This is a genomic window from Exiguobacterium antarcticum DSM 14480, assembly GCF_000685865.1.
GTDB classification, from domain to species: Bacteria; Bacillota; Bacilli; order Exiguobacteriales; family Exiguobacteriaceae; genus Exiguobacterium_A; species Exiguobacterium_A antarcticum.
Window position 1 is genome coordinate 1,860,325 of sequence record NZ_JMKS01000003.1, and the last position, 24,753, is coordinate 1,885,077.

Annotated in this window: 17 protein-coding genes, 2 rRNA genes, 1 pseudogene and 4 riboswitches; of the genes and pseudogenes, 13 read left to right on the forward strand and 7 right to left on the reverse strand. The window is 48.9% G+C overall.

Annotated features, from left to right (window positions below):
* Window positions 1-23 precede the first annotated feature (23 nt).
* The 6 genes from P404_RS0110480 to P404_RS0110505 form a co-directional block, all read right to left on the reverse strand.
* Window positions 24-779 (reverse strand): MBL fold metallo-hydrolase, encoded by a 756-nt coding sequence (locus P404_RS0110480; protein WP_026830721.1) that lies wholly within the window; start codon window positions 777-779, stop codon window positions 24-26.
* A gap of 68 nt (window positions 780-847) precedes the next feature.
* Window positions 848-1,357 (reverse strand): arsinothricin resistance N-acetyltransferase ArsN1 family A, encoded by a 510-nt coding sequence (locus tag P404_RS0110485; RefSeq protein ID WP_026830722.1) that lies wholly within the window; start codon window positions 1,355-1,357, stop codon window positions 848-850.
* A 131-nt stretch (window positions 1,358-1,488) separates the two neighbouring features.
* Window positions 1,489-2,028, reverse strand: coding sequence for a 1,2-dihydroxy-3-keto-5-methylthiopentene dioxygenase (locus P404_RS0110490; protein ID WP_026830723.1), 540 nt, complete (start codon window positions 2,026-2,028; stop codon window positions 1,489-1,491).
* 15 nt (window positions 2,029-2,043) lie between these two features.
* The gene (locus P404_RS0110495; protein WP_026830724.1) at window positions 2,044-2,664 is read right to left on the reverse strand and encodes a methylthioribulose 1-phosphate dehydratase; all 621 of its coding nucleotides are present in this window, start codon (window positions 2,662-2,664) and stop codon (window positions 2,044-2,046) included.
* Window positions 2,661-3,320: a 2-hydroxy-3-keto-5-methylthiopentenyl-1-phosphate phosphatase gene (locus tag P404_RS0110500; RefSeq protein WP_026830725.1), complete on the reverse strand. Its 660-nt coding sequence runs from the start codon at window positions 3,318-3,320 to the stop codon at window positions 2,661-2,663. The genes P404_RS0110495 and P404_RS0110500 overlap by 4 nt, the downstream gene beginning before the upstream one ends.
* Window positions 3,317-4,507 (reverse strand): 2,3-diketo-5-methylthiopentyl-1-phosphate enolase, encoded by a 1,191-nt coding sequence (locus P404_RS0110505; protein WP_026830726.1) that lies wholly within the window; start codon window positions 4,505-4,507, stop codon window positions 3,317-3,319. Before P404_RS0110505 ends, P404_RS0110500 begins: the two co-directional genes overlap by 4 nt.
* Window positions 4,508-4,587: 80 nt before the next feature.
* Window positions 4,588-4,689, reverse strand: a riboswitch (SAM riboswitch).
* A 208-nt stretch (window positions 4,690-4,897) separates the two neighbouring features.
* Window positions 4,898-5,000: riboswitch (SAM riboswitch) on the forward strand.
* Between the two features lie 78 nt (window positions 5,001-5,078).
* On the opposite strand from P404_RS0110505, the gene mtnK reads away from it, so the two are divergent.
* From mtnK to P404_RS0110540, 7 genes are all read left to right on the forward strand, one after another.
* Window positions 5,079-6,248: an S-methyl-5-thioribose kinase gene (mtnK, locus tag P404_RS0110510; protein ID WP_026830727.1), complete on the forward strand. Its 1,170-nt coding sequence runs from the start codon at window positions 5,079-5,081 to the stop codon at window positions 6,246-6,248.
* Window positions 6,245-7,294: an S-methyl-5-thioribose-1-phosphate isomerase gene (mtnA, locus tag P404_RS0110515; protein WP_026830728.1), complete on the forward strand. Its 1,050-nt coding sequence runs from the start codon at window positions 6,245-6,247 to the stop codon at window positions 7,292-7,294. The genes mtnK and mtnA overlap by 4 nt, the downstream gene beginning before the upstream one ends.
* A gap of 466 nt (window positions 7,295-7,760) precedes the next feature.
* On the forward strand, window positions 7,761-8,717 hold the full coding sequence (locus P404_RS0110520; RefSeq protein ID WP_026830729.1) for an AAA family ATPase: 957 nt from the start codon (window positions 7,761-7,763) through the stop codon (window positions 8,715-8,717).
* On the forward strand, window positions 8,714-9,796 hold the full coding sequence (locus P404_RS0110525; protein ID WP_026830730.1) for a DUF58 domain-containing protein: 1,083 nt from the start codon (window positions 8,714-8,716) through the stop codon (window positions 9,794-9,796). Before P404_RS0110520 ends, P404_RS0110525 begins: the two co-directional genes overlap by 4 nt.
* Window positions 9,793-11,865 carry a transglutaminase TgpA family protein gene (locus tag P404_RS0110530; protein WP_026830731.1) on the forward strand — a complete coding sequence of 691 codons (2,073 nt, stop codon included), beginning with the start codon at window positions 9,793-9,795 and terminating at the stop codon, window positions 11,863-11,865. The genes P404_RS0110525 and P404_RS0110530 overlap by 4 nt, the downstream gene beginning before the upstream one ends.
* A gap of 37 nt (window positions 11,866-11,902) precedes the next feature.
* Window positions 11,903-12,004: riboswitch (purine riboswitch) on the forward strand.
* Window positions 12,005-12,132: 128 nt separating this feature from the next.
* A complete protein-coding gene (gene guaA, locus P404_RS0110535; protein WP_034774346.1) occupies window positions 12,133-13,653 on the forward strand; it encodes a glutamine-hydrolyzing GMP synthase in 1,521 nt (506 codons plus the stop codon).
* A 296-nt stretch (window positions 13,654-13,949) separates the two neighbouring features.
* The gene (locus P404_RS0110540) at window positions 13,950-14,474 is read left to right on the forward strand and encodes a hypothetical protein (protein ID WP_026830733.1); all 525 of its coding nucleotides are present in this window, start codon (window positions 13,950-13,952) and stop codon (window positions 14,472-14,474) included.
* Between the two features lie 38 nt (window positions 14,475-14,512).
* On the opposite strand, the gene P404_RS0110545 is transcribed toward P404_RS0110540, so the two are convergent.
* On the reverse strand, window positions 14,513-15,451 hold the full coding sequence (locus P404_RS0110545) for an IS30 family transposase (protein ID WP_026830694.1): 939 nt from the start codon (window positions 15,449-15,451) through the stop codon (window positions 14,513-14,515).
* A 444-nt stretch (window positions 15,452-15,895) separates the two neighbouring features.
* Here P404_RS0110545 and P404_RS0110550 point away from each other — a divergent pair, with 444 nt between their 5' ends.
* The 6 genes and pseudogenes from P404_RS0110550 (at window position 15,896) to P404_RS0110575 (ending at window position 24,666) form a co-directional block, all read left to right on the forward strand.
* Window positions 15,896-16,822, forward strand: coding sequence for a YsnF/AvaK domain-containing protein (locus P404_RS0110550; protein ID WP_026830734.1), 927 nt, complete (start codon window positions 15,896-15,898; stop codon window positions 16,820-16,822).
* A gap of 51 nt (window positions 16,823-16,873) precedes the next feature.
* Complete coding sequence (locus P404_RS18800; RefSeq protein ID WP_026830735.1) at window positions 16,874-17,173, forward strand: hypothetical protein; 300 nt, start codon at window positions 16,874-16,876, stop codon at window positions 17,171-17,173.
* Window positions 17,170-17,271, forward strand: a riboswitch (purine riboswitch). (Overlaps the previous gene by 4 nt.)
* Window positions 17,272-17,357: 86 nt before the next feature.
* Window positions 17,358-18,709, forward strand: a pseudogene (locus P404_RS17530) (NCS2 family permease).
* A gap of 92 nt (window positions 18,710-18,801) precedes the next feature.
* Window positions 18,802-19,713, forward strand: coding sequence for a proline dehydrogenase family protein (locus P404_RS0110565; protein WP_034774181.1), 912 nt, complete (start codon window positions 18,802-18,804; stop codon window positions 19,711-19,713).
* A gap of 326 nt (window positions 19,714-20,039) precedes the next feature.
* Window positions 20,040-21,599, forward strand: a 16S ribosomal RNA gene (locus P404_RS0110570).
* Window positions 21,600-21,766: 167 nt separating this feature from the next.
* Window positions 21,767-24,666 (forward strand): 23S ribosomal RNA (locus P404_RS0110575).
* Together the 16S and 23S rRNA genes form the textbook arrangement of a ribosomal RNA operon.
* Window positions 24,667-24,753 lie beyond the last annotated feature (87 nt).

The following is a 24,753-nucleotide window of genomic DNA, read 5'->3' on the forward strand; positions in this document are numbered from 1 at the left end:
CGGGATAGTGAACTTCGTTTCGTTTAGAGGGAAATGGTTTCGCCGTCATCTGGAATGAGGAAATGAGCGGATAAATGATGGGCAGCCAAGAAATCAGCAATCATATCACGACGCAGAAGACAATGATTGACGGATTCGAGGTGCGAGACGATGATTGTCGACTCAGCAGCTGCTTGATGAACGGCGAGTAAATCGCGCTGGGACATCGTAATCGGTTCTCCGGTCAAGAATTGTGCCGCACCACTGTTGACGACGATGATGTCGGGTGCATGTTGTTCGATCGCAGTCGCGACGTCATCACACCAAATCGTGTCACCGGTGATATAGAGTGTCGGTTCGTCGGGATGCGTCAAGACGATACCGGAAACGGTACCCATCCGTTGGCCGATTTCTCCAACGCCGTGTTGACCCGATGTATGAGAGACGCGGATATCGCCGAGCGTCAATCCATTCTCAAACGACGAGACGTTCGTGAATCCGGCTTCGCGGATCGTGGCAACGTCCGCCTCATTTTGCGCATAAAGCGGGATTTGTTTCGGCAAAACCTTTTTGGCCGTCTCATCAAAGTGGTCGGCATGCAGATGGGTGACGAAAATTGCGTCCGGATCGAGTAACGTCGAGACATCGACCGGTAAGTCGACGAGCGGGTTCGGAACGGCATTGGGTGTTTGCCCAAACGGCGGCAAGGTTCCTTTTTCACCGAGAAACGGATCGATTAAAAATACTTGATTGGCATAAGTGACGACGAGGGTTGCATTACGAATCTGTTGAATATCCACGGGCAGTCTTCCTTTCGGGTTGGGAATGTGTCAGTGTTCGTTCATTTCCCATTCAGACGCCGTGTTAATCATATTTGATCGTCAATCGTCTTTGAAAGTACCTTTTCCATCGCCAGAACATCAACATAATACCCATTGAGCATTCCTTGTTCCTTAAATGTCCCGACGATCCGGAAGCCGGACCGGATATAGAGTTTTTGACCGAGTTTATTAAACGGGAAGGTAAACAGGATCAATTTATGGAATCCCTGCGTGATCGCGTGTTCCTCGATGATCCGTAAGAGCTGTCGTCCGATGCCTTGACCGCGGTGGGTCCGGGTGATGTAGACAGACAGTTCACCGACGGATTGATAGACCGGACGCGGATTGTACGGGTCAAGCGAGATGAAGCCAAGAATCGTCGTTCCTTCATACGCCACAAACCCGGCATAACGTGTCGTTCGTTCCTGATACCAGTCTTCCATGAAAGATAATTCCTTGGTATCCGTTTCAAGCGTCGCAATCCGATCTTCGATGCCTTCGTTATAGATGGCGAGGATGTCTTTCAAATCAGCTTCTTGGACAGGGCGAATCATCATACACGTGACCTCCAGTTCAAATGAGTCTTTTCTTCATTATATAGGAGGAAACGGAAACAAGCGGTATGTTTGTAGGATAGAAAAAAACAGACAGCCGGATAAACCGGACCATCTGTTTTCAGGAGAATGCTTTAGTTAGTTGTTTCAATTGGATCTTTTTCATAAATCGGCACCCACCCGTCCGTCGTCACGAAAATCCGCACGGCAACGACTTGACGGTCGTCCTGGAGCGTGAAGTAATGACGGGTGTTGACTGGGACGGAAATCAAATCACCCGGATTCAACTCAATGTTGTAATAGCCGACTTCGTCATCCTGGATGGCAAAAACACCGTGACCGCTGACGATGAACCGGACTTCGTCATCCGTGTGATGGTGTTCTTTCTGGAAGTTGACGAGCAACTCATCCAAGTTCGGTGTTGCGTCAGACAGGGAGATGATATCAGCCGTCTGATAACCGCGACGTTCCGAGACATCCGTGATTTCCGGTTGGAACGTACCGAGAATCGTTTGTTTGTCCGCATCCGTCAACGTGTACGTGTCGACCAGTTCCGCTGGGAGTTTCGTGACATCCCATTGTTCATACAAGACGCCGCGTGAAGCCAGAAACGCAGACACCTCGTTTTGATCCGTATACCGTTCGTTTGTTTTTTGGAAAAGTACTGTTGCCATTGTAAATTCCTCCTTTTAATGAATCGCCTGTCGGCACGTTTGTAGTTTTAAGGTGTAACTGAACAAAAACTCGAATGCTTCCAACTGTTTTTTGGCTTCAAAGGCAGTCGGTGCCCAGACAGTGATGCCGTGATTGCGGATCAGGACGGCGCCGCTCTCGGCATGCACATGCGCTGCAAAGGCAGCGGCAAGTGTCGGAATGTCTGCATAGTTCGGGATAATCGGCACACGGACTTCCGCATTTTCTTCCCAAAGGCCGAGTGCTTTGATGATTTCCTGACCGGCAAACCGAATCTCGCCTTGGTCCCCGTACAGTTCCGAAATGACATTGTTGTCGATCGTGTGGACGTGAAGGGAACACCCGGCAGTCGTTCGGTTGAAGACCTCGACGTGGAGCAAGGTTTCGGCAGAGGGACGACCCGTCTGTTCGCCGATCAGTTGACCGGACGCGTCGACATGGACGAAGTCGTCCGGTGTATCCTGCCGTTTGTCCTTACCGCTTGCCGTCACGAGAAATTCAGTCGGTTGATCGGCTGTCCGGATGGCGAGGTTACCGCTCGTACCGGGAAACCAGTCGCGTGCGGCGAACTCCTGTTTAATGGCACGTAATTCTTCGTATCGTTTCAAGAATGTCATGCGTACACCTCCGTTGTCTGTAAGTGTTCGACGATGTCATAAAACGTTTCAAACGGTGTATAGGGAATACCGTGTTGTTCACACAGTGTAATCAGATAGTCCCGGGCATAGACGTGGTCAGCTTGTTTCGCCAGTTCGAAATCCGTCACGGAGTCACCGATGGCGATGATCGTGTCACCGTCCTGCTTGAGCTTTCGGGCAATCGACGTTTTACAACACCCGCATTGATTGTTGCATGCCGCATCGCAAGCGTGTGGCCATTCAATCCGAATCGTCTCTTCGCTAAAGTCACTGCCGTTGCAATAAATCGCTTCATCTGTCAGTAATCCTTTAAGAATGGGTTGGACAAAAAAGTCGATTCCGCCGCTGACGATCGCAAAGTCGATCCTGTTCGATTTGGCAAAGGCGAGTAAGGTCTTAAAGCCGGGACGAATGACAGCCCGCTGTTCCAAAAAATCAACATAGTCTTGTTTCCGGTCTGACGGAAGCAGCCGAAACATCTGTCCGACGCCGGACTGGATCGAAAGGGACCGGTCGAGCACACCTTTTTTCAACGGCTCAAAAGCTGCCGGTGGAGCAAATTCTTTCATCAACGCGATGATGTTGTCGTGTTCCGTCACCGTGCCGTCGAAGTCACATAAAATCCGGATCGTCATTTCGTGATCCCCCAAGCGTCAAGGGCGACCCGTAATTCTTCCTGCCGCGTTGCGGCACTTGTCAACGATTCTCCGGTCAGTGCGGCGTCGAGCGCCTGACGGAATGCAAGGACACCGGCAGCGGCACCTTGCGGATGACCGTGAACGCCGCCTCCGGCATTGATGACGGAATCGATGCCGAAATCATGAACGAGTTGGGCGATGAGACCGGGATGGATTCCGGCGGACGGGACCGGGAGAATCGTTTTTGTATTACCGATTCGGGTCGCTTCGACCGCAATCCCGCGGGCCAAGTCTTTGGCGAGGGCGACGTTCCCGTACGGCGACGGGAACAGTGTCAAGTCGGCACCAGCGAGTCGCGGTAACGTCCCGAGTAACACGGGAGCGGAAATCCCGTAATCAGGACTTGCGATCAAGGCACCGCTTAAGGCCGGGTGATTAAAGATTGGAACGGAAATGTCCGGATCAGCAGCTAACTCGCGCAGGACATCGAGTCCGTATGTAAACGTGTTGAGCAGGAAGGCCGTCGCACCTGCTTCAATCAAACGTTTTGCCTGCTCTTTCAAGCGGAAGACCGGACCGCTCAACGTAATCGCATAAAGAGCCCGTTTACCGGTCTGTTCATAATGTGCATGGAGAACTTCTCGTCCAATCCGTGCCCGGTCGAGTGCCGGTGTCAACGGATTGTCGTATAAGATTTCATCATCTTTGACGAGATCAATCCCACCGGCAAGCTGGGCTTCAAGTTGTTCCCGTAAAAAAACGAGGTCCCGTCCGATGACGCCTTTAAATATGCTCATCAACAGAGGGCGGTCATGGACTTGGATCAATTGACGGACGCCCTCGATGCCGAATTTAGCACCGGGAAAATCCGGTGTGAACGTAGCGGGAAGCTGAAGATCCGTCAGTTTGATTTGACCGTCGAGCGACAGCTTGCCGAAGACGGTCGTCAAAATCGCCGAAAAGTCTCGTGAGACGTTGTGTTCCGGATAACGGATTGTGACATACCCTTTTCCGTCGTGTTCTTCCGTATGGACGACTTGTCCTTTAAAGGATTCAAGCTGTTGTTGTTCCAAATGATTCAAATCGGTCCATGAGCCGACCGTCAGACCGAGGGCGATTTGCTCTGCCCGTTTTGGTAACTGATCGGTCACGCCGAGTTGGTACGTTGCGGTAATGTACGCCATGATCGTCGTCTCTCCCTTGTTAAAAAATACAAAAATGGTCCCTCGTCAATGACAAGAGACCATGAAGAATTGCGCGTGGACTCTTATCTGTCAGCGTGTTAGCTGCAAGAATTAGCACCGTGCCAAATGGTCGGTTGCTGCGACATCGTAGGGCTCGTCCCTCCGTCTGCTCTTGATAAGAATTGGATGAAATTGTGAAATATAATTGCAATTTTTACATGAGATGACGGACTTGTCAAACTATTTTTTGAAAATTTATTTTTTTGAAAATACTTCTTCTATAGACGATTCCGTTTTTGAATCCGTTTCACTAAAAATTGGAATTGACAGACTACCAGCAACGCACGTAGTATTCAAATCAACATCAAATCACACGACAACTACATATGACTCTTATCGTGAGTTGGCAGAGGGAATTGGCCCGAAGACGCCGCAGCAACCGACCATCCGGCACGGTGCTACATCCAACAGACATTCGTCTGAGAGATAAGAGGACGGAGTATTCTACTGCGCCTCTTTTCTTTGACGAAAAGGGGCGTTTTTTCGTGTGATCATCAAGGGGGAAATCATAATGGGATATCAAGCATTTACAGTACAGGACGCCATCGAACGGGTTCGGACACTCGGTCTGATCGGCAATGAACCGGTGACGGCAGAAGAAATCGGGGACGGCAATTTAAACCTGGTCTTTCGGATTCATGCGGGGGACCAGCACCTGATTTTAAAACAAGCGTTACCGTATGCGAAGGTCGTCGGTGAAAGCTGGCCGCTGTCGCTCGAGCGGGCATGGATCGAACAGTCAGCGTTAAAAGAATTCGCGAAAGTCGCGATTCCGTTCGTCCCGCGTGTTTATCATGCCAGTAAAGAAGAAGCCTTTACGGTGATGGAAGACTTGTCTCATCTGACAATCGTCCGGGCTGGATTGCTTGAGGGAGAGAAGTATCCGTTGCTCGCGGAACACATCGGTTCGTATTTGGCACGGACGCTCTTTTATACGTCGGATTTTGCCCTCGGCCCGGTCGCGAAAAAACAGATCGCCCGTCAGTACTACAATCCGGATCTGTGCGACATCACGGAGAAACTGATCTTCACGGATCCGTTTTATGACGCGGAAACGAATGCGATTGAAGCAGGACTGGAAGCGGAAGTCGACCGGGTCTGGAACGACGCGGAGCTGAAACGGGAAGTCGCGAAGCTCGAAGCACTTTTCATCACGAAAGGTGATGCCTTGCTGCATGGCGACTTACATACCGGAAGTATTTTTGCTTCAGCCGATGAAACGAAAGTCATCGATCCCGAGTTCGCGTTTTACGGACCGTTTGGGTTTGATGTTGGTCAGTTCATCGCGCATCTGTTTTTTGCCGCTTATCCGAACTATGACCAGTTGCGCGAGGAACGGATCAAGGACATCGATACGTTTTGGCTGACGTTTGCGTCGACGTTCAAGGCGTTGTGGGAGCGGGAAGCGGTGGAACCGTTCCGTTCAGCGGACGGTCTCGTCGAGGATGTTCTCAGTACGATTTTACAGGATGCGCTTGGATTTGCCGGATGTGAATTGATCCGCCGGACGATTGGACTGGCACTGGTCGCGGACTTGGAACAGATTGCCGATCCGACCGTTCGTCTCGAACGGAAACGCCATGCGTTACGCCTCGGTGCTGCGTTGATCAAACGCCGGACGGAATGCAAGACGTTTACGGATCTGCGGAACTTTGACGTAACGGAGGAACTCAGCCGATGAGTCAATTCGTTCAGAGCATCATCTATGAAAATGGGACGGTGACGATTTTGGACCAAACCCGTCTGCCGCAAGAAGAACGGTATGAAGTGATCCAGGACTTGGCGCAAGCGATTGACGCCATTAAACAACTTCGTGTCCGTGGGGCACCGGCAATCAGTTTATTTGGTGGTTTTATCCTGGTCCAAGAAGCGTTCCGTCGGACGACAGGACCGCTTGACGAGGTGAAACAGGAACTGTTGACGGTGTCGGCACAATTACTGTCCACCCGGCCGACCGCCGTCAATTTGCGAAACGTCCTTGACGAACTGAATCAACTCATTGTTTCGGCAACGACGCTTGCGGAACTGCCGAAACGTCTGGAACAAAAAGCACTGGCGCTTTATGAGGCGGATGCCAAGACCTCCCGGCAAATCGGTATTCATGCGCTAGAATTGTTCCAGTCCGGTGACCGGATTCTGACGATTTGTAATGCCGGATCGATTGCGACAGCGGCTTACGGGACGGCACTTGCTCCGTTTTATCTAGCGAAAGAACAGGGGATTCCGCTCGCCGTTTATGCGTCGGAAACCCGTCCGTTACTGCAAGGGGCACGTTTGACGACATGGGAACTGCAACGAGCAGGGATTGACGTGACATTAATTACCGACAACATGGTCGCCCATACGATCAAAGAAAAGAACATCACTGCCATCATCGTCGGTGCTGACCGTATTACGCGAAACGGCGATACGGCGAACAAAATCGGCACGTTCCAACTGGCGTTACTGGCCCGTGCTTTCGGGATTCCGTTTTATGTCGCCGCACCGCTGTCGACCTTTGATTTTACGAGCTTGTCGGGAGACGAAATAGAAATCGAAGAGCGGGCAACGACGGAAGTGACGCAGTTTGCCGGACAAGTGACGGCGCCTGCAGGTGTACCGGTCTTCAATCCTGCTTTTGACGTGACACCACACGAATTGATCACGGCAATCATCACAGAACTTGGGGTCATCGAACAACCATCCGTGGAAACGATCGAACAAACGCTTGGATTAAACACGATTTAAAACAAACAGGGATTCGTGTTAATTGATGTCGAATCGCGTGTTAACTTACGTCATTGCCGGATGTTTGCAACACGTATCACCAGTTCCGAAAAAAATAATCAAAAAAACAGGTTTAACTTAGAATAGAATCGGTAATATTCAGTATATGAAAGGATGGTGATGCACATGAATGATTATCAATGTATAGGGAACGATCGCATGTCGCTTCGAAAAGAAGAGGATCACCGGACTTGACGGATGCAACATGACAATCGACACGAAGTGATTCGTGTTTTACGTGCAAATTGCACGGCGCAAGAACGGTTTACGATATGTGATCGTTCCTGAAAGCAGGAAGGGGGAGTCGCGAACAGCGACCCCCCTTTTGTGCGTATTCAGCTACCCCTATGCCTTTAAAAGCAGACATGGATATGAGATGATATAAGAAGTCAGAAAATTCAACTACTAAATAGCAAGGGGCCAGACAATGCGAACCTATACAAAGGAGATTCAAGCGATCATCGACAACGTAGAAAAAGTAATCATCGGTAAAGAAGGTGTGATTACACAATCTTTAGCAGCGTTACTTGCCGGAGGGCACGTCTTGCTCGAAGACGTACCAGGTGTCGGGAAAACGATGCTCGTCCGTGCATTTAGCCGTTCAATTGGTTTGACATTTAAACGTGTTCAGTTCACACCCGACCTGCTGCCGTCTGATTTGACGGGAGTTTCCATGTATAACCAAAAGACGAGCCAGTTCGAATACCGACCGGGTCCTTTGATGGGAAACATTGTCCTGGCGGATGAAATCAACCGGACGTCACCGAAAACGCAATCGGCCTTACTCGAAGGGATGGCGGAAGCCAATGTAACGGTAGATGGAGAAATTCACACGTTACCGAATCCCTTTTTTGTCATGGCGACCCAAAATCCGATTGAACACGAAGGCACGTATCCACTTCCGGAAGCGCAACTCGATCGCTTTTTGATCAAGGTCAAGATGGGATATCCCGACTTCCAACAAGAGATGAAATTGCTGACACGCTTTGAACGGGATGAACCAATCGATACACTGCAGTCTGTCATCACGCGGGATGAATTGTTACGGATGAAAGAAGCCGTCAAGGACGTCCATGTCTCCCAGCCCGTTAAAAAATATATCGTCCATCTCGTACAAGCGACACGAACTCACGGATCTCTGTATCTTGGAGCAAGTCCTCGTTCATCGATTGCCTTGATGAAAGTAGCGCAAGCGTGGGCGTACATGGAAGGACGATCATTCGTCTTACCGGATGATGTCAAAGAATTATTGACTCCCGTCCTTTCACACCGTCTGATCTTAACAGCGGATGCCCGGTATCACGGGCAGACAGCCGAGCGTATCCTGGAACAAGTGAAAAAAGAAGTCGCCGTACCGATTCAACAAGACGTGGAGTCTTTATGACACGATGGCAAATCGGTTGGCGTTACGCCGTCTTGCTGTTCACAGTCCTCTCCCTCTGGGTCTATGCCCGAATTGACGGTGGGAATGTCGCTTCCTTGTTAGTGTATGTCATGGGAGGATTGACGATCTATTGGACGTTATTTTTAATCTGGCCGGTCACACAAGCGATTGCGACGCGTGAAGTGTCGAATAAAATGTTGGTTGCCGGGACCGATATTCCGGTCTCGCTCAAAGTCCGGCGGAAGTTTCCATTTCTTGTCGGATCTGTCGAGGTCAAAGAGGTCGTTCCAGCGGAGTTAAGTGAAGAACAACTGGACATTCGACATCCGCTCCGGGCCCATTACCGAAAAATCGAACACATTGAATACCTGATTCCGTCGATTCGCCGTGGGCTGTATCAAATTCCCGGTTGTGTGATCGAGATTCGAGATCCCTTTGGGTTGTTCATGCGTAAAAAACTGTATCCGGTTGAGACGTATCTGGCGGTTGAACCCGCTCGTTTAGCAGTTCAACTCCCACATGAAGACGACCGGGGAGACGGTGGGATTTCACCCGTCTCGCTTGATTTACGCCAGTCATCGTTTACCGTCGTCGGCGTAAGAGAATACGTCAGCGGGGACCGGATGAATCAGATTGATTGGAAAGCGACCGCAAAACGTCAAGGATTGATGACAAAAACGTTTGAACGGGAACAGGAACGGGAGACGACGATTGTGTTTGATGAAGGAACCGTCAGTGATGATGATTTTGAACGCAGCATCTCGATGCTGGCTGCCGCGACGGATCAACTCAACAAACGGCGCTTGAATTACCGGATTCATTTGGTCGGACATGGTGTCCAGTCGTTATCCTTACCACTCGAAGGCGCGAAACTGACCCATTATCTGATGACGGCTCAACCGAGTCGGACACGGTCGTTCATCGAGTCGTGGGAATACTCTTCGAAAGCGCTCCGACTAAACGGAAACGTCCTCTTCATCACACCTGACCTCGAATCCAACAATGAAATATGGATTTCGAAAGTCCGGCAGGAAGCGACCGTTCATGTCTACACACCAGAGAGGAGGGGCGATCAATGATACGAAGATTGATCTGGAATTTACTTGCCGGTCTCCTGTTCGCCAGTTTCATGCCACCGCTGCTTGAGTTGACGACGTTCGAAAGTGTCGTCCCGTTTCTTCCGCTCTTGCTGACGCCGCTTTTGTTATCACATGTCCGCCGAAGTTGGTTTTTACTTGGGAGTCTGCTGGCGTTACTCATCTCTTTTTATTTCATCTTGATCCCGGGCGAAGCACCGTGGAATCTGTTTCGTGAAATCGCAAGGGACATCAATCGAGTCATCAATGGTGAACTTCCGGGGCGAGCGGCCTTTGCCTTCTCGATCGGACTGATCAGTTTTCTGATCGGGTATCTTGCACGACGGACCTTTCCGAATCGTGGGTTCGTGTTTGGTCTTGCCCTTGGTGTGATTGGTTTCATTGCCTATTGTGATACGTGGACCGACTATTCGGGTGAACAGTTTATCCTTTATCCGATTGTCCTTGCCATGCTGCTGTTATATGCAACAGAGGTCAGTGAGCGACCAACCGCATCTTACGTCCGACCGCTGAGTGCGTTATTGATCATCGGAGCCACCGTGGTGGCGGCCGTTCAAAGTCCCGTCATCACCGCGACATGGCAGGATAGTTGGTATGACTGGACAGACGGATTTGAAGGTGAAGGGACATCGTCGAGTGCGATTCAAAAAGTAGGGTACGGCAACAATGACGAACAGTTGGGCGGTCCGTTTCAGATGGACGACCGGGAAGTGTTCCAAGTCGAAAGCGAAGGCAGTCGTTACTGGCGGGTCGAGACAAAAGACATCTATACCGGAAAAGGCTGGGTGTTATCCAAATCAGAACCGGAAATTGATTCACGAGGATTTTTCTCGAATTTCGGTGACGAAGTCGAGACGCGACAAGAACGGGCGACCTTCGAGTTATCTCGCGAACTTCCCTTTGTGCCGTACAACGGTGACAATGTCCGGTTGAGGGTGGATGAGCAACGACAAAATCTGTTGATCGATCCGGAAAACCAAAAGGTGTCTTACCTGGATGACGCGGAACGGCAACAAAACTATCAAATTCAATATACGTATCCGTTGTTTACAGAAGAAATTCTTCAAACGGACGAACCGATCACGTTGTCCGAGATGGAGCAAGACCGTTACTTGCAATTACCGGATAACCTGCCGGACCGGGTCCGTGATCTTGCGACAGAGATCGTCGCGGATGAGGACCGTCCGTGGGATAAAGCAAAAGCGATCGAAAATTATTTTGAACAGGAGAATTTTGAATACAATACGGAAGAAGTCGCCGTACCGAAAGAAAATCAAGATTACGTCGATCAATTTTTGTTCGAGACCAAACTTGGCTACTGTGACAACTTCTCGACGTCAGCGACAGTCCTACTCCGTGCCGCCGGTCTACCGGCCCGCTGGGTAAAAGGGTTCACCGGAGGCGATTCGGATGTCATCGGGGCTGCTGTGACGAGTTACACGGTCCGCAATAAAAATGCCCATTCATGGGTCGAAGTGTATATCGAAGGTCCGGGTTGGGTTCCACTTGAGCCGACGGTCAGCTTCGACGGTGCGGGACAGTATACGATCAACCAGGAAACAAATAACGAAACCGATCAAGCGAATCCGCAGCGTGACACGGAAACGGACACCGAGACGGCGACGCCAGAGCGACCGCAAGAAAATCTGTTGGACGAAGAACAAACGACGACAACGACGCAAAGCGAACAACAATCGATTCCTGTTTGGCCGATTGTCGGTCTGCTTGTTGGTCTTCTGTTCCTTTATCTGTTCCGGAAACCGTTGATCCGGATGGCGGCGATTGTATTCTTCCGGAATCAACTCAATCGTCCGGAAGGGTTTAAACGGATGTACCGGTTCTTGTTACGCCGTCTCGATAAACAAGGATTTCACTATAAAGACGGGCGAACGCTTGCTGAGCTGGCGCATGAGGTCGACGGTTACTATGAGACCTATGCGATGCGACCACTGACCGATGCCTATGAACGAATGGTCTACGGCGGCGAATCGTTATCAACCGATAAAAAACGCGAATATTTCGAAAATATCATTCGGCGGATAGAGGGTTGATATTTTCGAATTGATACAGGTACAATGGGAACAACGTAAATCATACATGCATCTCCTTTGTATATACTCGCGAATATGGCGTGAGAGTCTCTACCGGGTCACCTTAAACGACCTGACTATGAAGGAGCAGACCCTTCGTATACACTTTTTGTGAAGCGGCCTGCTCTTTTTCCATTTTCTTATGGGGGAAGAGTGGGCTTTTTTCATCGGGTTACGCATGAAATTGGAAAGGCGGGAATAGATTTGGAAGCACATTTGGACCAAGAAATGATCCTCGTCCTCGACTTTGGAGGTCAGTACAATCAATTGATCACACGCCGCATCCGTGATCTCGGAGTTTACAGTGAACTGCATTCGCATAAGATCACTGCAGCAGAAGTGAAAGACATCGCACCAGCCGGTATCATCTTCTCAGGTGGACCACGAAGTGTCTACGCAGAAGACGCCTACCGCTGTGATCCAGCAATCTTTGACCTCGGCATTCCGATTTTCGGAATCTGTTACGGTATGCAATTGATGTCGCAACACTTTGGTGGAACGGTCGAACGTGCCGGACACCGTGAGTATGGGAAAGCGACATTGACACTCAATGATCCATCACCTATGTATGCGAACCTTCCACTCGAACAAACGGTTTGGATGAGCCACAGTGACCTCGTCACATCGGTACCAAACGGATTTGTCGTCGATGGAACAAACGTCTCATGTCCAATTGCTTCGATCAAGAATGAAGAATTGAAAATGTACGGCGTCCAGTACCACCCGGAAGTCAACCACACGATGTTCGGAAAAGAATTGTTGAAAAACTTCTTGTTCGAAGTCTGTAACTGTACAGGCGACTGGTCGATGGGGAACTTCATCGAAGTCGAAATCGCGAAGATTAAAGAAGAAGTCGGGGACAAAAAAGTCCTTTGTGCCCTTTCAGGCGGCGTCGACTCGTCAGTCGTCGCAGCACTCATTCACGCCGCAATCGGGGATCAATTGACATGTATGTTCGTCGACCACGGTCTCTTGCGTAAAGGGGAAGCCGAAAGTGTCATGAAGACATTTGCGGATCACTTCCACATGAACGTCATCAAAATCGACGCGCAAGACCGCTTCTTGAATAAGTTAAAAGGCATCTCGGATCCGGAGCAAAAACGCAAAATCATCGGAAACGAATTCGTTTACGTCTTCGACGAAGAAGCGTCGAAATTGACGGATATGGACTTCCTTGCGCAAGGAACGCTCTACACGGATATCATCGAAAGTGGAACGGATACGGCGCAAACGATTAAATCACACCACAATGTCGGTGGATTACCGGAAGACATGCAGTTCAAGTTGATTGAACCGATCAACACGTTGTTCAAGGATGAAGTCCGTGCACTCGGAAAAGAACTTGGTTTGTCTGACGAAATCGTTTGGCGTCAACCGTTCCCGGGACCAGGTCTCGGTATCCGTGTCCTCGGTGAGATCACAGACGAGAAACTCGAAATCGTCCGTGAATCAGATTTCATCCTCCGCGATGAGATTAAAAAAGCCGGTCTTGAACGCGAGATTTGGCAGTACTTCACGGTCTTGCCACCACTTCGTTCAGTTGGTGTCATGGGTGATGAGCGGACATATGACTATGCAGTCGGAATCCGTGCTGTTACGTCGATTGACGGCATGACGTCGGATTGGGCACGCATCCCGTGGGACGTGCTCGAGAAGATTTCAGTCCGGATCGTCAACGAAGTCCAGAACGTTAACCGCGTCCTGTACGATGTGACGTCGAAACCACCTTCAACGATTGAGTGGGAATAAGGATTGAACCGGATGAAACGATTCGTCTCATGAAGCCTGTCATACCAACATTTTAAAGGAGACAGGTGAAAAGAAGTCCGTTCCACCTTCAACAATTGTATTTCGAAATGAAGCTCTCTTTTGTTCACATGATTTGTGAATGAATGGGGGCTTTTTTCGTGACTAAAATGATGGGACGGTAGAGTAAGTTCCGGCTGAACCAGCAAATTTAAGGGAGGAAACCATGATATATCGAGATGTGCATCCGTCACTTGCCATAAAATATGAAGAGAATATTAAATGGGGTAGGTGCTTTTATGATTGATTGGACATGGACTGAAGTCGACAAATTAGAGAAACAGGAGAAATGGAATGAAGCAAAAGCATATCTACTAAACTCTTGGCGGCAAAATCCCGCGGACTTAAAAACTGTGATTCGATTGGGCTTTTTTTGTTGGTATGTCGTAGTCGAACAAGGACCGCTAGGAATTGCAGATGCAGATGTAGATATGGATGAATTAGAGACGTTACTGGATGAAGTTACACATTTTGGCTTAACCCATTTTATGACGAATGAGGATTTTCTCTGGTGTTTTGGATATATGATTTCAATGTTTCCCTATTACTTTGGCGACTATGAACAGCGGGAAGAAAAAGGTATCTCAATGTTAAAACGTGCTTCTGAACTATGCCCGGACGAACCAATATATACATATTTAAGATCATTTTCCAATACTTATGACAAACATAAAGAGGTATTTCAACAGGTGCAAATTGTTTTAGAAGATCGATTTAAAGGAGAAGGCTTATTATCCGATTACTTTAAAAATGCATTCAATTAACAGGACAGTTAATTTTCAATTTTTCAATAGACGGTTTGTCAAATTAAGTGCAACACTTCTTCCGTGAAGACCTCGTATGCAGTTTTCCAGTTGAGACATTTTCGCGGTCTCCCATTGATCCAGGCGAGCGCTTGAGCGAGTTCAGAACGACTGACCTTTCCGAAATCTGTCCCCTTCGGGAAAAATTCACGGAGAAGACCATTGGCGTTCTCGTTACTCCCACGCTGCCAAGAAGAATACGGATCCGCAAAATACATCGGTACGCCTAACGTGTCACGAATTCGTTCATGACAGCTAAACTCTTTTCCACGATCTGTCGTCGCAGTTTGGAACGTTCCCAACGGGAAGTAAAGATGCAATGCTTGAATCGCAGACTCCATCGATTGAGCGGACCGATCTTCCATCGGTACAGCGAGATAAAAACGGCTCTTTCGCTCGACGAACGTTGCGACACAGGCTTTGGATTTCCCTCTACACGAGACAACAGTATCAAGCTCCCAATGTCCGAACGTTTGGCGCCCTTTGACGTCAGACGGACGTTTACTGATTGGCAGTCCGACGTTAAAGCGTCCACGCGTCTCACGTGGTTTCTGACGCTTTCCCTTTTGTCGAAGGAGTCCAGAATCGGCCTCGACGAGGCCCATATAAATCCAACGATAAATTGTCTTGAACGAAAGTCCTTCTTCTTGGAATAATCGTCCGGCAATCTGTTCAGGGGACCACGTCTCCCGTAACTTTTCGAGGATGCGGACTCCTTTTTCGAGCGTAAACTTCGTCCGTGCACCGCACTTCTTTTTTCGCTCCACATAACGCTGGTCGGCATGGGAAGAATCATAGTGAGGATTTCGTTTCAATTCTCGTGAAATCGTAGAAGGTTGACGCCCCAGGCGTCCAGCAATCTTTCGGACAGAGAAACCTAGCTCGAGATACGTCTCTATTTTGACTCTTTCTGATGTGGTAAGATGAACATAGCTCATAACGAATCCTCCGTTGAATTTTGTGTGGTAACTCTATTCTACACGAGGTCGTTATGGGTTTTTTTGTGTTTTCAGCTAGGTGTTGCACTTAATATTACAATTCGTCAATAATAAAAAAGCTTTGTATGAACAAATTGGTGACTCGATTTATAAAAAGAAAAATATAAAACAGAAAATATAAAACAGAATAGAAGATTAAAGCAAAATATTAGTTTTTTTAAAATTGATGAATAGCGAACGTAGAATATCATTGGAATATTTAGAGAAAGTCTGTCGCTAAATTAGCGTTGACTTTTTTTTACGAAAACATGTATAAATAATGTTTAATTAAAAAAGAAGTAGGGGAAATTCAAAATGTTGGCATTTAAAATTATTTGTAAGCGTTTGATATTTGATTTTAACATTAAATTTTAAACGCTGTTAATCCAAAAGGAGGAAGAGATCATGAGTAGAAAAGAGAATACATTTATCGACCTGTTTAATAGCCAAGCGGAAGTATTAAGCAAGGTGAATGAATTAAAGGCACAGGGTTATAATGAAAGAGATATGTATGTCGTCGCACAAGATAAAGATTCGTTTTCTATGTTGAAAGACCAGACAGACGTGAATGTGGATACTACGGGTGAAGAGCAGCATCAAGGGTTCATGGGGAAATTCATGGCTGCCTTCTCTGATGATTCTTCTACGGAAGCATTCAATGGTATGGGGCTAGATCGTACTGAATCAGAAGAGTACCGTCGTCAAGTACAGAATGGAAAATTGGTATTGTACGTAGACAGTGATTATGGGGATTCTTACGAAAAACACAATCAGAGTTATGGTCAAGGATACGGTACGACTTCAGAAGTGGACCGGAATCAGGATTACGATAAATCTTCAGAAATGGATCGGACATCTACTACTGCATCAGATGTTGGGACAGAGGAAGAACGTATTCGCCTACATGAAGAACGTTTGAACGTTGATAAAGAAAGAGTTCAAACTGGAGAAGTAAACGTTAGCAAACGTGTTGTCGAAGATCAACAATCCATTGAAGTCCCTGTTGAGCGTGAAGAAGTATATGTAGAACGTCGCCCAGTCAACGAGAGCGAAACGAGAACAGAGGCGTTTGTAGACGAAAATGACTCCATCCATGTCCCGCTTTCTGAAGAACGCGTTGTAGTTTCAAAACAAGATGTCGTTACTGAAGAAATTGTGGTCGGGAAACGGAAAGTTCAAGATACTGAAATCGTCTCAGAAACAGTTCGTCGTGAAGAAGCGGATATCGATGATGGTACGAGTACAACGAATAATCTTGATCGAGATAACAGACTTGATCGAGATAATGATCTTGATCGAAACAACGGACTTGATCGAGATGATAGAAGATAATTTTATAGTTAATTGTTAAAAGAGAGTAGCTCATCAGCTACTCTCTTTTTTGTGAAAGGTCTGGTCGCATCCTCTTACTTCGAAGAATTGCCTGAACTGAAAGTTTTAGTTATGCCCGTATTCGCTGTAGTTATGGTGATCGCGTTCGGAAAACGACGGATTCAGTTGCAAGTTCATCAATTGTTATTCAAGAAGCGTCCTGAAGAACATATTCAAGCCAAAGCAAATAAAGAAAAACGCTTCCAAAACCGAACGTTCGGATTAATTAAAGAACTAAATTTCGCTTTTATGGTTGACCGTCCATTTTTTGCGTGCTACGATGTGTCTGTTCTTATTTTTATCATCCACTAAAAAACAAAAAATAATGCCGTATAATTCTGGGGATATGGCCCGGAAGTCTCTACAGGAACACCTTAAAGGTTCCTACTACGGCGTGCACTGATTCTGGTGTGCGCTTAAAGAAACGGCTTTTACCGCTTAGGTAACTGCCGTTTTTTTCGTTTCTTGAGACGGCTTATTTGGAAAGAGGGCAACCATGAGCACACAGATGAAACCGCAACAACCAAAACAAAAGGAGAACGCGATTGCGCGTTACTTCGATTTTAATGGACTCGGTACGAATATGCGGACAGAGTTCATCGCCGGTATGACGACCTTCTTCGCAATGGCCTACATCTTGTTCGTCAATCCGAACACGCTTGCTGAAGCCGGGATGGATGCAGGAGCAGTCTTCGGAGCAACGGCACTCGTTGCGATCATCGGTTCGGTGACGATGGGCCTACTCGCCAATTACCCAATCGCCCTGGCGCCCGGTATGGGACTCAACGCATTCTTCGCCTACAGCGTCGTCATCGGAATGGGCATTCCGTGGGAGACCGCTTTATCCGGTGTCTTGGTATCCGGACTTGTCTTCATGGTCTTGACGGCGTCCGGTATTCGCGAAACGATCATCAATGCGATTCCTGAACCCCTTAAAATGGCAGTTGCTGCCGGAATCGGTTTATTCATTGCTTTCATCGGTTTGAAAACAGGTGGTATCGTCGTCGCCAATGAAGCAACACTCGTCTCACTTGGTAATCTTGGTCAAGGAACAACATTACTTGCCGTCTTCGGATTAGTCATTTCAGCGATCTTAATGACACGTGGTATTAAAGGCGCCATCTTCTTCGGAATGATCATTACAGCGATTGCGGGGATGATCTTCGGCTTGATTCCCGTACCATCCGGTCTAGGTGAGATCGTCTCGGCGCCACCAAGCATCGCACCGACATTCGGACAAGCGTTCTTACACTTTAACGAAATCTTTACGGTACAGATGGCAGTCGTCATTTTAACATTCTTCTTCGTTGATTTCTTTGATACAGCAGGAACACTCGTTGCTGTAGCGAACCAAGCCGGTTTGATTAAAGATAATAAAGTCCCGCGTGCCGGTCGTGCCTTGATCGCGGACTCGACAGCAACGGTCGCGGGTTCGATTCTCGGAACGTCGACAACGGTCTCCTACATTGAATCGAGTGCCGGGGTCGCAGCCGGTGGACGTTCAGGGATGACGGCGATTGTCACAGGATTATTCTTTGGACTTGCCTTGTTCTTCTCACCACTACTTGCGGTGATTACGGCGCCGGTTACAGCACCGGCATTGATTATCGTGGCGTCTTGATGGCTTCTTCGCTTCTCCAGATTGATTGGAAGAAGTTCGAATATGCAGTTCCGGCATTCTTGACGGTCATCATGATGCCACTGACGTACTCGATTGCAACCGGGATCGCGTTCGGATTCTTATTTTATCCAATCACGATGATCGCGAAAGGACGCGCGAAAGAGGTCCATCCAATCATGTATGCGATGTCCCTCGGATTCCTGGCGTACTTCATCTGGTTACACTAAGTGTTCTTGTACGTTTGACGTCTTTCTTCTATATAGAAGAAAGGCGTTTTTTTTGTTGATCAGGGAAAGGAAAGAAAGAGGAGGTGTTTTGGATGATTGAAAAAATTACAGGCCCTGTATTTGAATACTTAGCGGAAGACAAACGATTGATCAAGCTGGCCCGAAAAATCGGTTTGCCGCTAGGTGGCACATTTTTTGTTGGTGGACAGACGTTGGATGAAACCGTTGGAACCGTCCAAACGTTAAATCAAGATGGGCGGGCGGCGACCATCGATTGTTTAGGTGAGTTCATCGAATCAGAAAAAGACGCCATCGATATCGCGGATGAATGCATAAAAGTCATTCACCGTATTTCAGAAGATCAACTGAATGCCCAAGTGTCCTTGAAGCTTACATCAGTTGGTTTACGGTTAAATCCAGAAATCGCTTTTGCACAAATGACGCGCATTTTAGAAACGGCAGAACGTTTTGATATGCGCGTGACGATTAACATGGAAGAAGAGGCGGTATGTGAATCGATCATACATGTATTTGAACAGCTGCGAACAAGATTTTCAAACGTCGGCATTGCCTTGCAAGCGAATCTGTATCGCAGTCGCTTCGATCTTGAACGTTTGCAATCCACCGTTCGTGTTGTTAAAGGAGCGTACACAGGTCCAGCTGATATTTATATCGAACGGAAAGAAACCGTCGATGCGACATATTTACAGCTAGTCAAACAAAACCTTTTGCAAGGGTGTTATACGCAGGTGGCGACACATGACGAAGACATGATTCAAGAAGTTATCCGTTTCGTGCATCAACAGGGAATCGGATTCGAACAATTTGAATTCCAGATGCTGCAAGGGATGCGACCGAATCGGCAAAAGGAATTGGTAGAGGAAGGATTCCGTGTCGTGATCTATGTTCCGCATGGCGTCGACTGGTACACATATTTGATGAAACGTTTGGCGGAACGACCAGCGAACATCGTCTTTACTGCAATCAGTATGTTAAGGCTGTAACTACTTTGCAAAGGGTTCTTAAACTCTTTGTAAAGTTTTTTTGAAATAATGCTTGTGTTTGTCGAATTTTGTTGGTATATTAATAAATGTTCCAGCGAGACGCCTTTTATAAACGGTTTGTTGGGGCTGAAAAACTTTTCTAAAACGTGGTTGACATAATCGAAAGAACCTGTTAGTCTATTAAAGTCGCTAACACGACTTAAACGAAACGACGAACTTTGAAAACTGAACGATGAGGCAAAAAACGTATCTTCGGATACAAACAATGAATGAAGCGCAAGCTTCGTCAACGTGACTTCGGTCACAAAAACGAGCAAGTCAAACACTTTATGGAGAGTTTGATCCTGGCTCAGGACGAACGCTGGCGGCGTGCCTAATACATGCAAGTCGAGCGCAGGAAGCTCACGGAACTCTTCGGAGGGAAGTGAGGGAATGAGCGGCGGACGGGTGAGTAACACGTAAGGAACCTGCCTTAAGGATTGGGATAACTCCGAGAAATCGGAGCTAATACCGGATAGTTCTTCAGACCGCATGGTCTGATGATGAAAGGCGCTTCGGCGTCACCTTGAGATGGCCTTGCGGTGCATTAGCTAGTTGGTGGGGTAATGGCCCACCAAGGCGACGATGCATAGCCGACCTGAGAGGGTGATCGGCCACACTGGGACTGAGACACGGCCCAGACTCCTACGGGAGGCAGCAGTAGGGAATCTTCCACAATGGACGAAAGTCTGATGGAGCAACGCCGCGTGAGTGATGAAGGTTTTCGGATCGTAAAACTCTGTTGTAAGGGAAGAATAGGCGTGAGAGGTAATGCTCACGCTATGACGGTACCTTACGAGAAAGCCACGGCTAACTACGTGCCAGCAGCCGCGGTAATACGTAGGTGGCAAGCGTTGTCCGGAATTATTGGGCGTAAAGCGCGCGCAGGCGGCCTTTTAAGTCTGATGTGAAAGCCCCGGCTCAACCGGGGAGGGTCATTGGAAACTGGAAGGCTTGAGTACAGAAGAGAAGAGTGGAATTCCATGTGTAGCGGTGAAATGCGTAGAGATGTGGAGGAACACCAGTGGCGAAGGCGACTCTTTGGTCTGTAACTGACGCTGAGGCGCGAAAGCGTGGGGAGCAAACAGGATTAGATACCCTGGTAGTCCACGCCGTAAACGATGAGTGCTAGGTGTTGGGGGGTTTCCGCCCCTCAGTGCTGAAGCTAACGCATTAAGCACTCCGCCTGGGGAGTACGGCCGCAAGGCTGAAACTCAAAGGAATTGACGGGGACCCGCACAAGCGGTGGAGCATGTGGTTTAATTCGAAGCAACGCGAAGAACCTTACCAACTCTTGACATCCCCTTGACCGCTTGAGAGATCAAGTTTTCCCTTCGGGGACAAGGGTGACAGGTGGTGCATGGTTGTCGTCAGCTCGTGTCGTGAGATGTTGGGTTAAGTCCCGCAACGAGCGCAACCCCTATCCTTAGTTGCCAGCATTTAGTTGGGCACTCTAGGGAGACTGCCGGTGACAAACCGGAGGAAGGTGGGGATGACGTCAAATCATCATGCCCCTTATGAGTTGGGCTACACACGTGCTACAATGGACGGTACAAAGGGCAGCGAGACCGCGAGGTGGAGCCAATCCCAGAAAGCCGTTCCCAGTTCGGATTGCAGGCTGCAACTCGCCTGCATGAAGTCGGAATCGCTAGTAATCGCAGGTCAGCATACTGCGGTGAATACGTTCCCGGGTCTTGTACACACCGCCCGTCACACCACGAGAGTTTGCAACACCCGAAGCCGGTGAGGTAACCGCAAGGAGCCAGCCGTCGAAGGTGGGGTAGATGATTGGGGTGAAGTCGTAACAAGGTAGCCGTATCGGAAGGTGCGGCTGGATCACCTCCTTTCTAAGGAAAACGTCCCGTAAGGGACATGCCCATCGTTCAGTTTTGAGAGCTCGTCTCTCAGTCTCGATAAGAGACACTCGCACCTTGAAAACTGAAGACATCAACAAGACATCAAACTTTTTATAACCATGTCATTAGACGTGTGTTCTTAGAATACCAAAATGCTAGATCAAGGTATGAAGGCGTACGGTGGATGCCTTGGCACTAGGAGCCGATGAAGGACGCGACGAACAGCGATATGCTTCGGGGAGCAGTAAGTATGCTTTGATCCGAGGATTTCCGAATGGGGGAACCCACCATCCGTAATGGGATGGGACATGTTACATGAATACATAGTGTAGCGTGAGGCAGACCCGGGGAACTGAAACATCTAAGTACCCGGAGGAAGAGAAAGCAAATGCGATTCCCTGAGTAGCGGCGAGCGAAACGGGAACAGCCAAACCGGAGAGCATGCTCTCCGGGGTTGTAGGACACTCTATACGGAGTCAAAAAGGAAGACAGTAGGTGAACGACCTGGAAAGGTCGGCCGAAGAAGGTGACAGCCCTGTAGCTGAAACTGTTTTCCTCCAGAGTGGATCCTGAGTACGGCGGGACACGTGAAACCCCGTCGGAATCCGGGAGGACCATCTCCCAAGGCTAAATACTCCCTAGTGACCGATAGTGAACCAGTACCGTGAGGGAAAGTGAAAAGCACCCCGGAAGGGAGTGAAATAGATCCTGAAACCGTATGCCTACAAGTAGTCAGAGCCCGTTAATGGGTGATGGCGTGCCTTTTGTAGAATGAACCGGCGAGTTACGATAGCGCGCGAGGTTAAGCTGATGAGCGGAGCCGTAGCGAAAGCGAGTCTGAATAGGGCGCCATAGTGCGTTGTCGTAGACCCGAAACCAGGTGATCTACCCATGTCCAGGATGAAGTCAGGTAACACTGACTGGAGGTCCGAACCCACGCACGTTGAAAAGTGCGGGGATGAGGTTGTGGGTAGCGGTGAAATGCCAATCGAACCTGGAGATAGCTGGTTCTCCCCGAAATAGCTTTAGGGCTAGCCTCGAGGTTGAGAGTTCCGGAGGTAGAGCACTGATTGGACTAGGGCCCCCACAGGGTTACCGAATTCAGTTAAACTCCGAATGCCGGCAACTTATACTCGGAGTCAGACTGCAGTGATAAGATCCGTAGTCAAGAGGAAACAGCCCAGACCGCCAGCTAAGGTCCCAAAGTGTATGTTAAGTGGAAAAGGATGTGGCGCTGCCTAGACAGCTAGGATGTTGGCTTAGAAGCAGCCACCATTCAAAGAGTGCGTAATAGCTCACTAGTCGAGTGGCGCCGCGCCGAAAATGTAACGGGGCTAAACATACCACCGAAGCTGCGGATTCCGTAAGGAATGGTAGGGAGCGTTCCAAACCGCTGTGAAGCTGTACCGTAAGGAGCAGTGGAGCGTTTGGAAGTGAGAATGCCGGTGTGAGTAGCGAAAAGAGGGGTGAGAATCCCCTCCGTCGAAAGCCCAAGGTTTCCTGAGGAAGGCTCGTCCGCTCAGGGTTAGTCTGGACCTAAGCCGAGGCCGAAAGCGTAGGCGATGGATAACAGGTTGATATTCCTGTACCACCGATCCACCGTTTGAACAATGGGGGGACGCAGGAGGATAGTGACGCATGCGGATGGAAGTGCATGTGTAAGTTTCGAGACCGTCTGATTGGCAAATCCGTCAGGCATCAAAGTCGAGGAACGATGCGGAGTCCCGTAGGGACGAAGGTCACGATTTCACACTGCCAAGAAAAGCCTCTAGTGAGGTGGAAGGTGCCAGTACCGTAAACCGACACAGGTAGGCGGGATGAGAATTCTAAGACGCGCGGGATAACTCTCGTTAAGGAACTCGGCAAAATGGTCCCGTAACTTCGGGAGAAGGGACGCTCTACATTGAGTAGAGCCGCAGTGAATAGGCCCAAACGACTGTTTAGCAAAAACACAGGTCTCTGCTAAATCGCAAGATGACGTATAGGGGCTGACGCCTGCCCGGTGCTGGAAGGTTAAGGGGATGGGTTAGCGCAAGCGAAGCTTTGAACCGAAGCCCCAGTAAACGGCGGCGTAACTATAACGGTCCTAAGGTAGCGAATATTCCTTGTCGGGTAAGTTCCGACCCGCACGAAAGGCGTAACGATTTGGGCACTGTCTCAACGAGAGACCCGGTGAAATCATAGTACCTGTGAAGATGCAGGTTACCCGCGACAGGACGGAAAGACCCCCATGGAGCTTTACTACAGCCTGATATTGAGGCTTTGTGCATGATGTACAGGATAGCGGGAGACGTCGAGACCGGAGCGCCAGCTTCGGAGGAGTCACCCTTGGGATACCGCCCTTCATGCATAGAGTCTCTAACTCGCAGCCGTCATCCGGCTGGAGGACCGTGTCAGGCGGGTAGTTTGACTGGGGCGGTCGCCTCCTAAACAGTAACGGAGGCGCCCAAAGGTTCCCTCAGAATGTTGGAAATCATTCGTAGAGCGCAAAGGCAGAAGGGAGCTTGACTGCGAGACCTACAAGTCGAGCAGGGACGAAAGTCGGGCTTAGTGATCCGGTGGTTCCGCATGGAAGGGCCATCGCTCAACGGATAAAAGCTACCCTGGGGATAACAGGCTGATCTCCCCCAAGAGTCCACATCGACGGGGAGGTTTGGCACCTCGATGTCGGCTCATCGCATCCTGGGGCTGAGTAGGTCCCAAGGGTTGGCTGTTCGCCCATTAAAGCGGTACGCGAGCTGGGTTCAGAACGTCGTGAGACAGTTCGGTCCCTATCCGTCGTGGGCGCAGGAAATTTTGAGGAGAGCTGTCCTTAGTACGAGAGACCGGGATGGACGCACCGCTGGTGTACCAGTTGTTCCGCCAGGAGCATCGCTGGTAGCTACGTGCGGACGGGATAAATGCTGAAAGCATCTAAGCATGAAGCCCCCTCCAAGATGAGATTTCCCTTTGAGTAATCAAGAAAGACCCTCAGAGACCGATGAGGTAGATAGTCACGGGTGGAAGCATGGCGACATGCGGAGCTGAGTGATACTAATCGGTCGAGGCTCTTGTTCTAGCAGATGATCTTGTTGATGACTTCAGTTTTGAGGGCGCGAGCTTTTCAAAAAAGTTCTTGACGTTATGGAAACATAATGTTAAGATG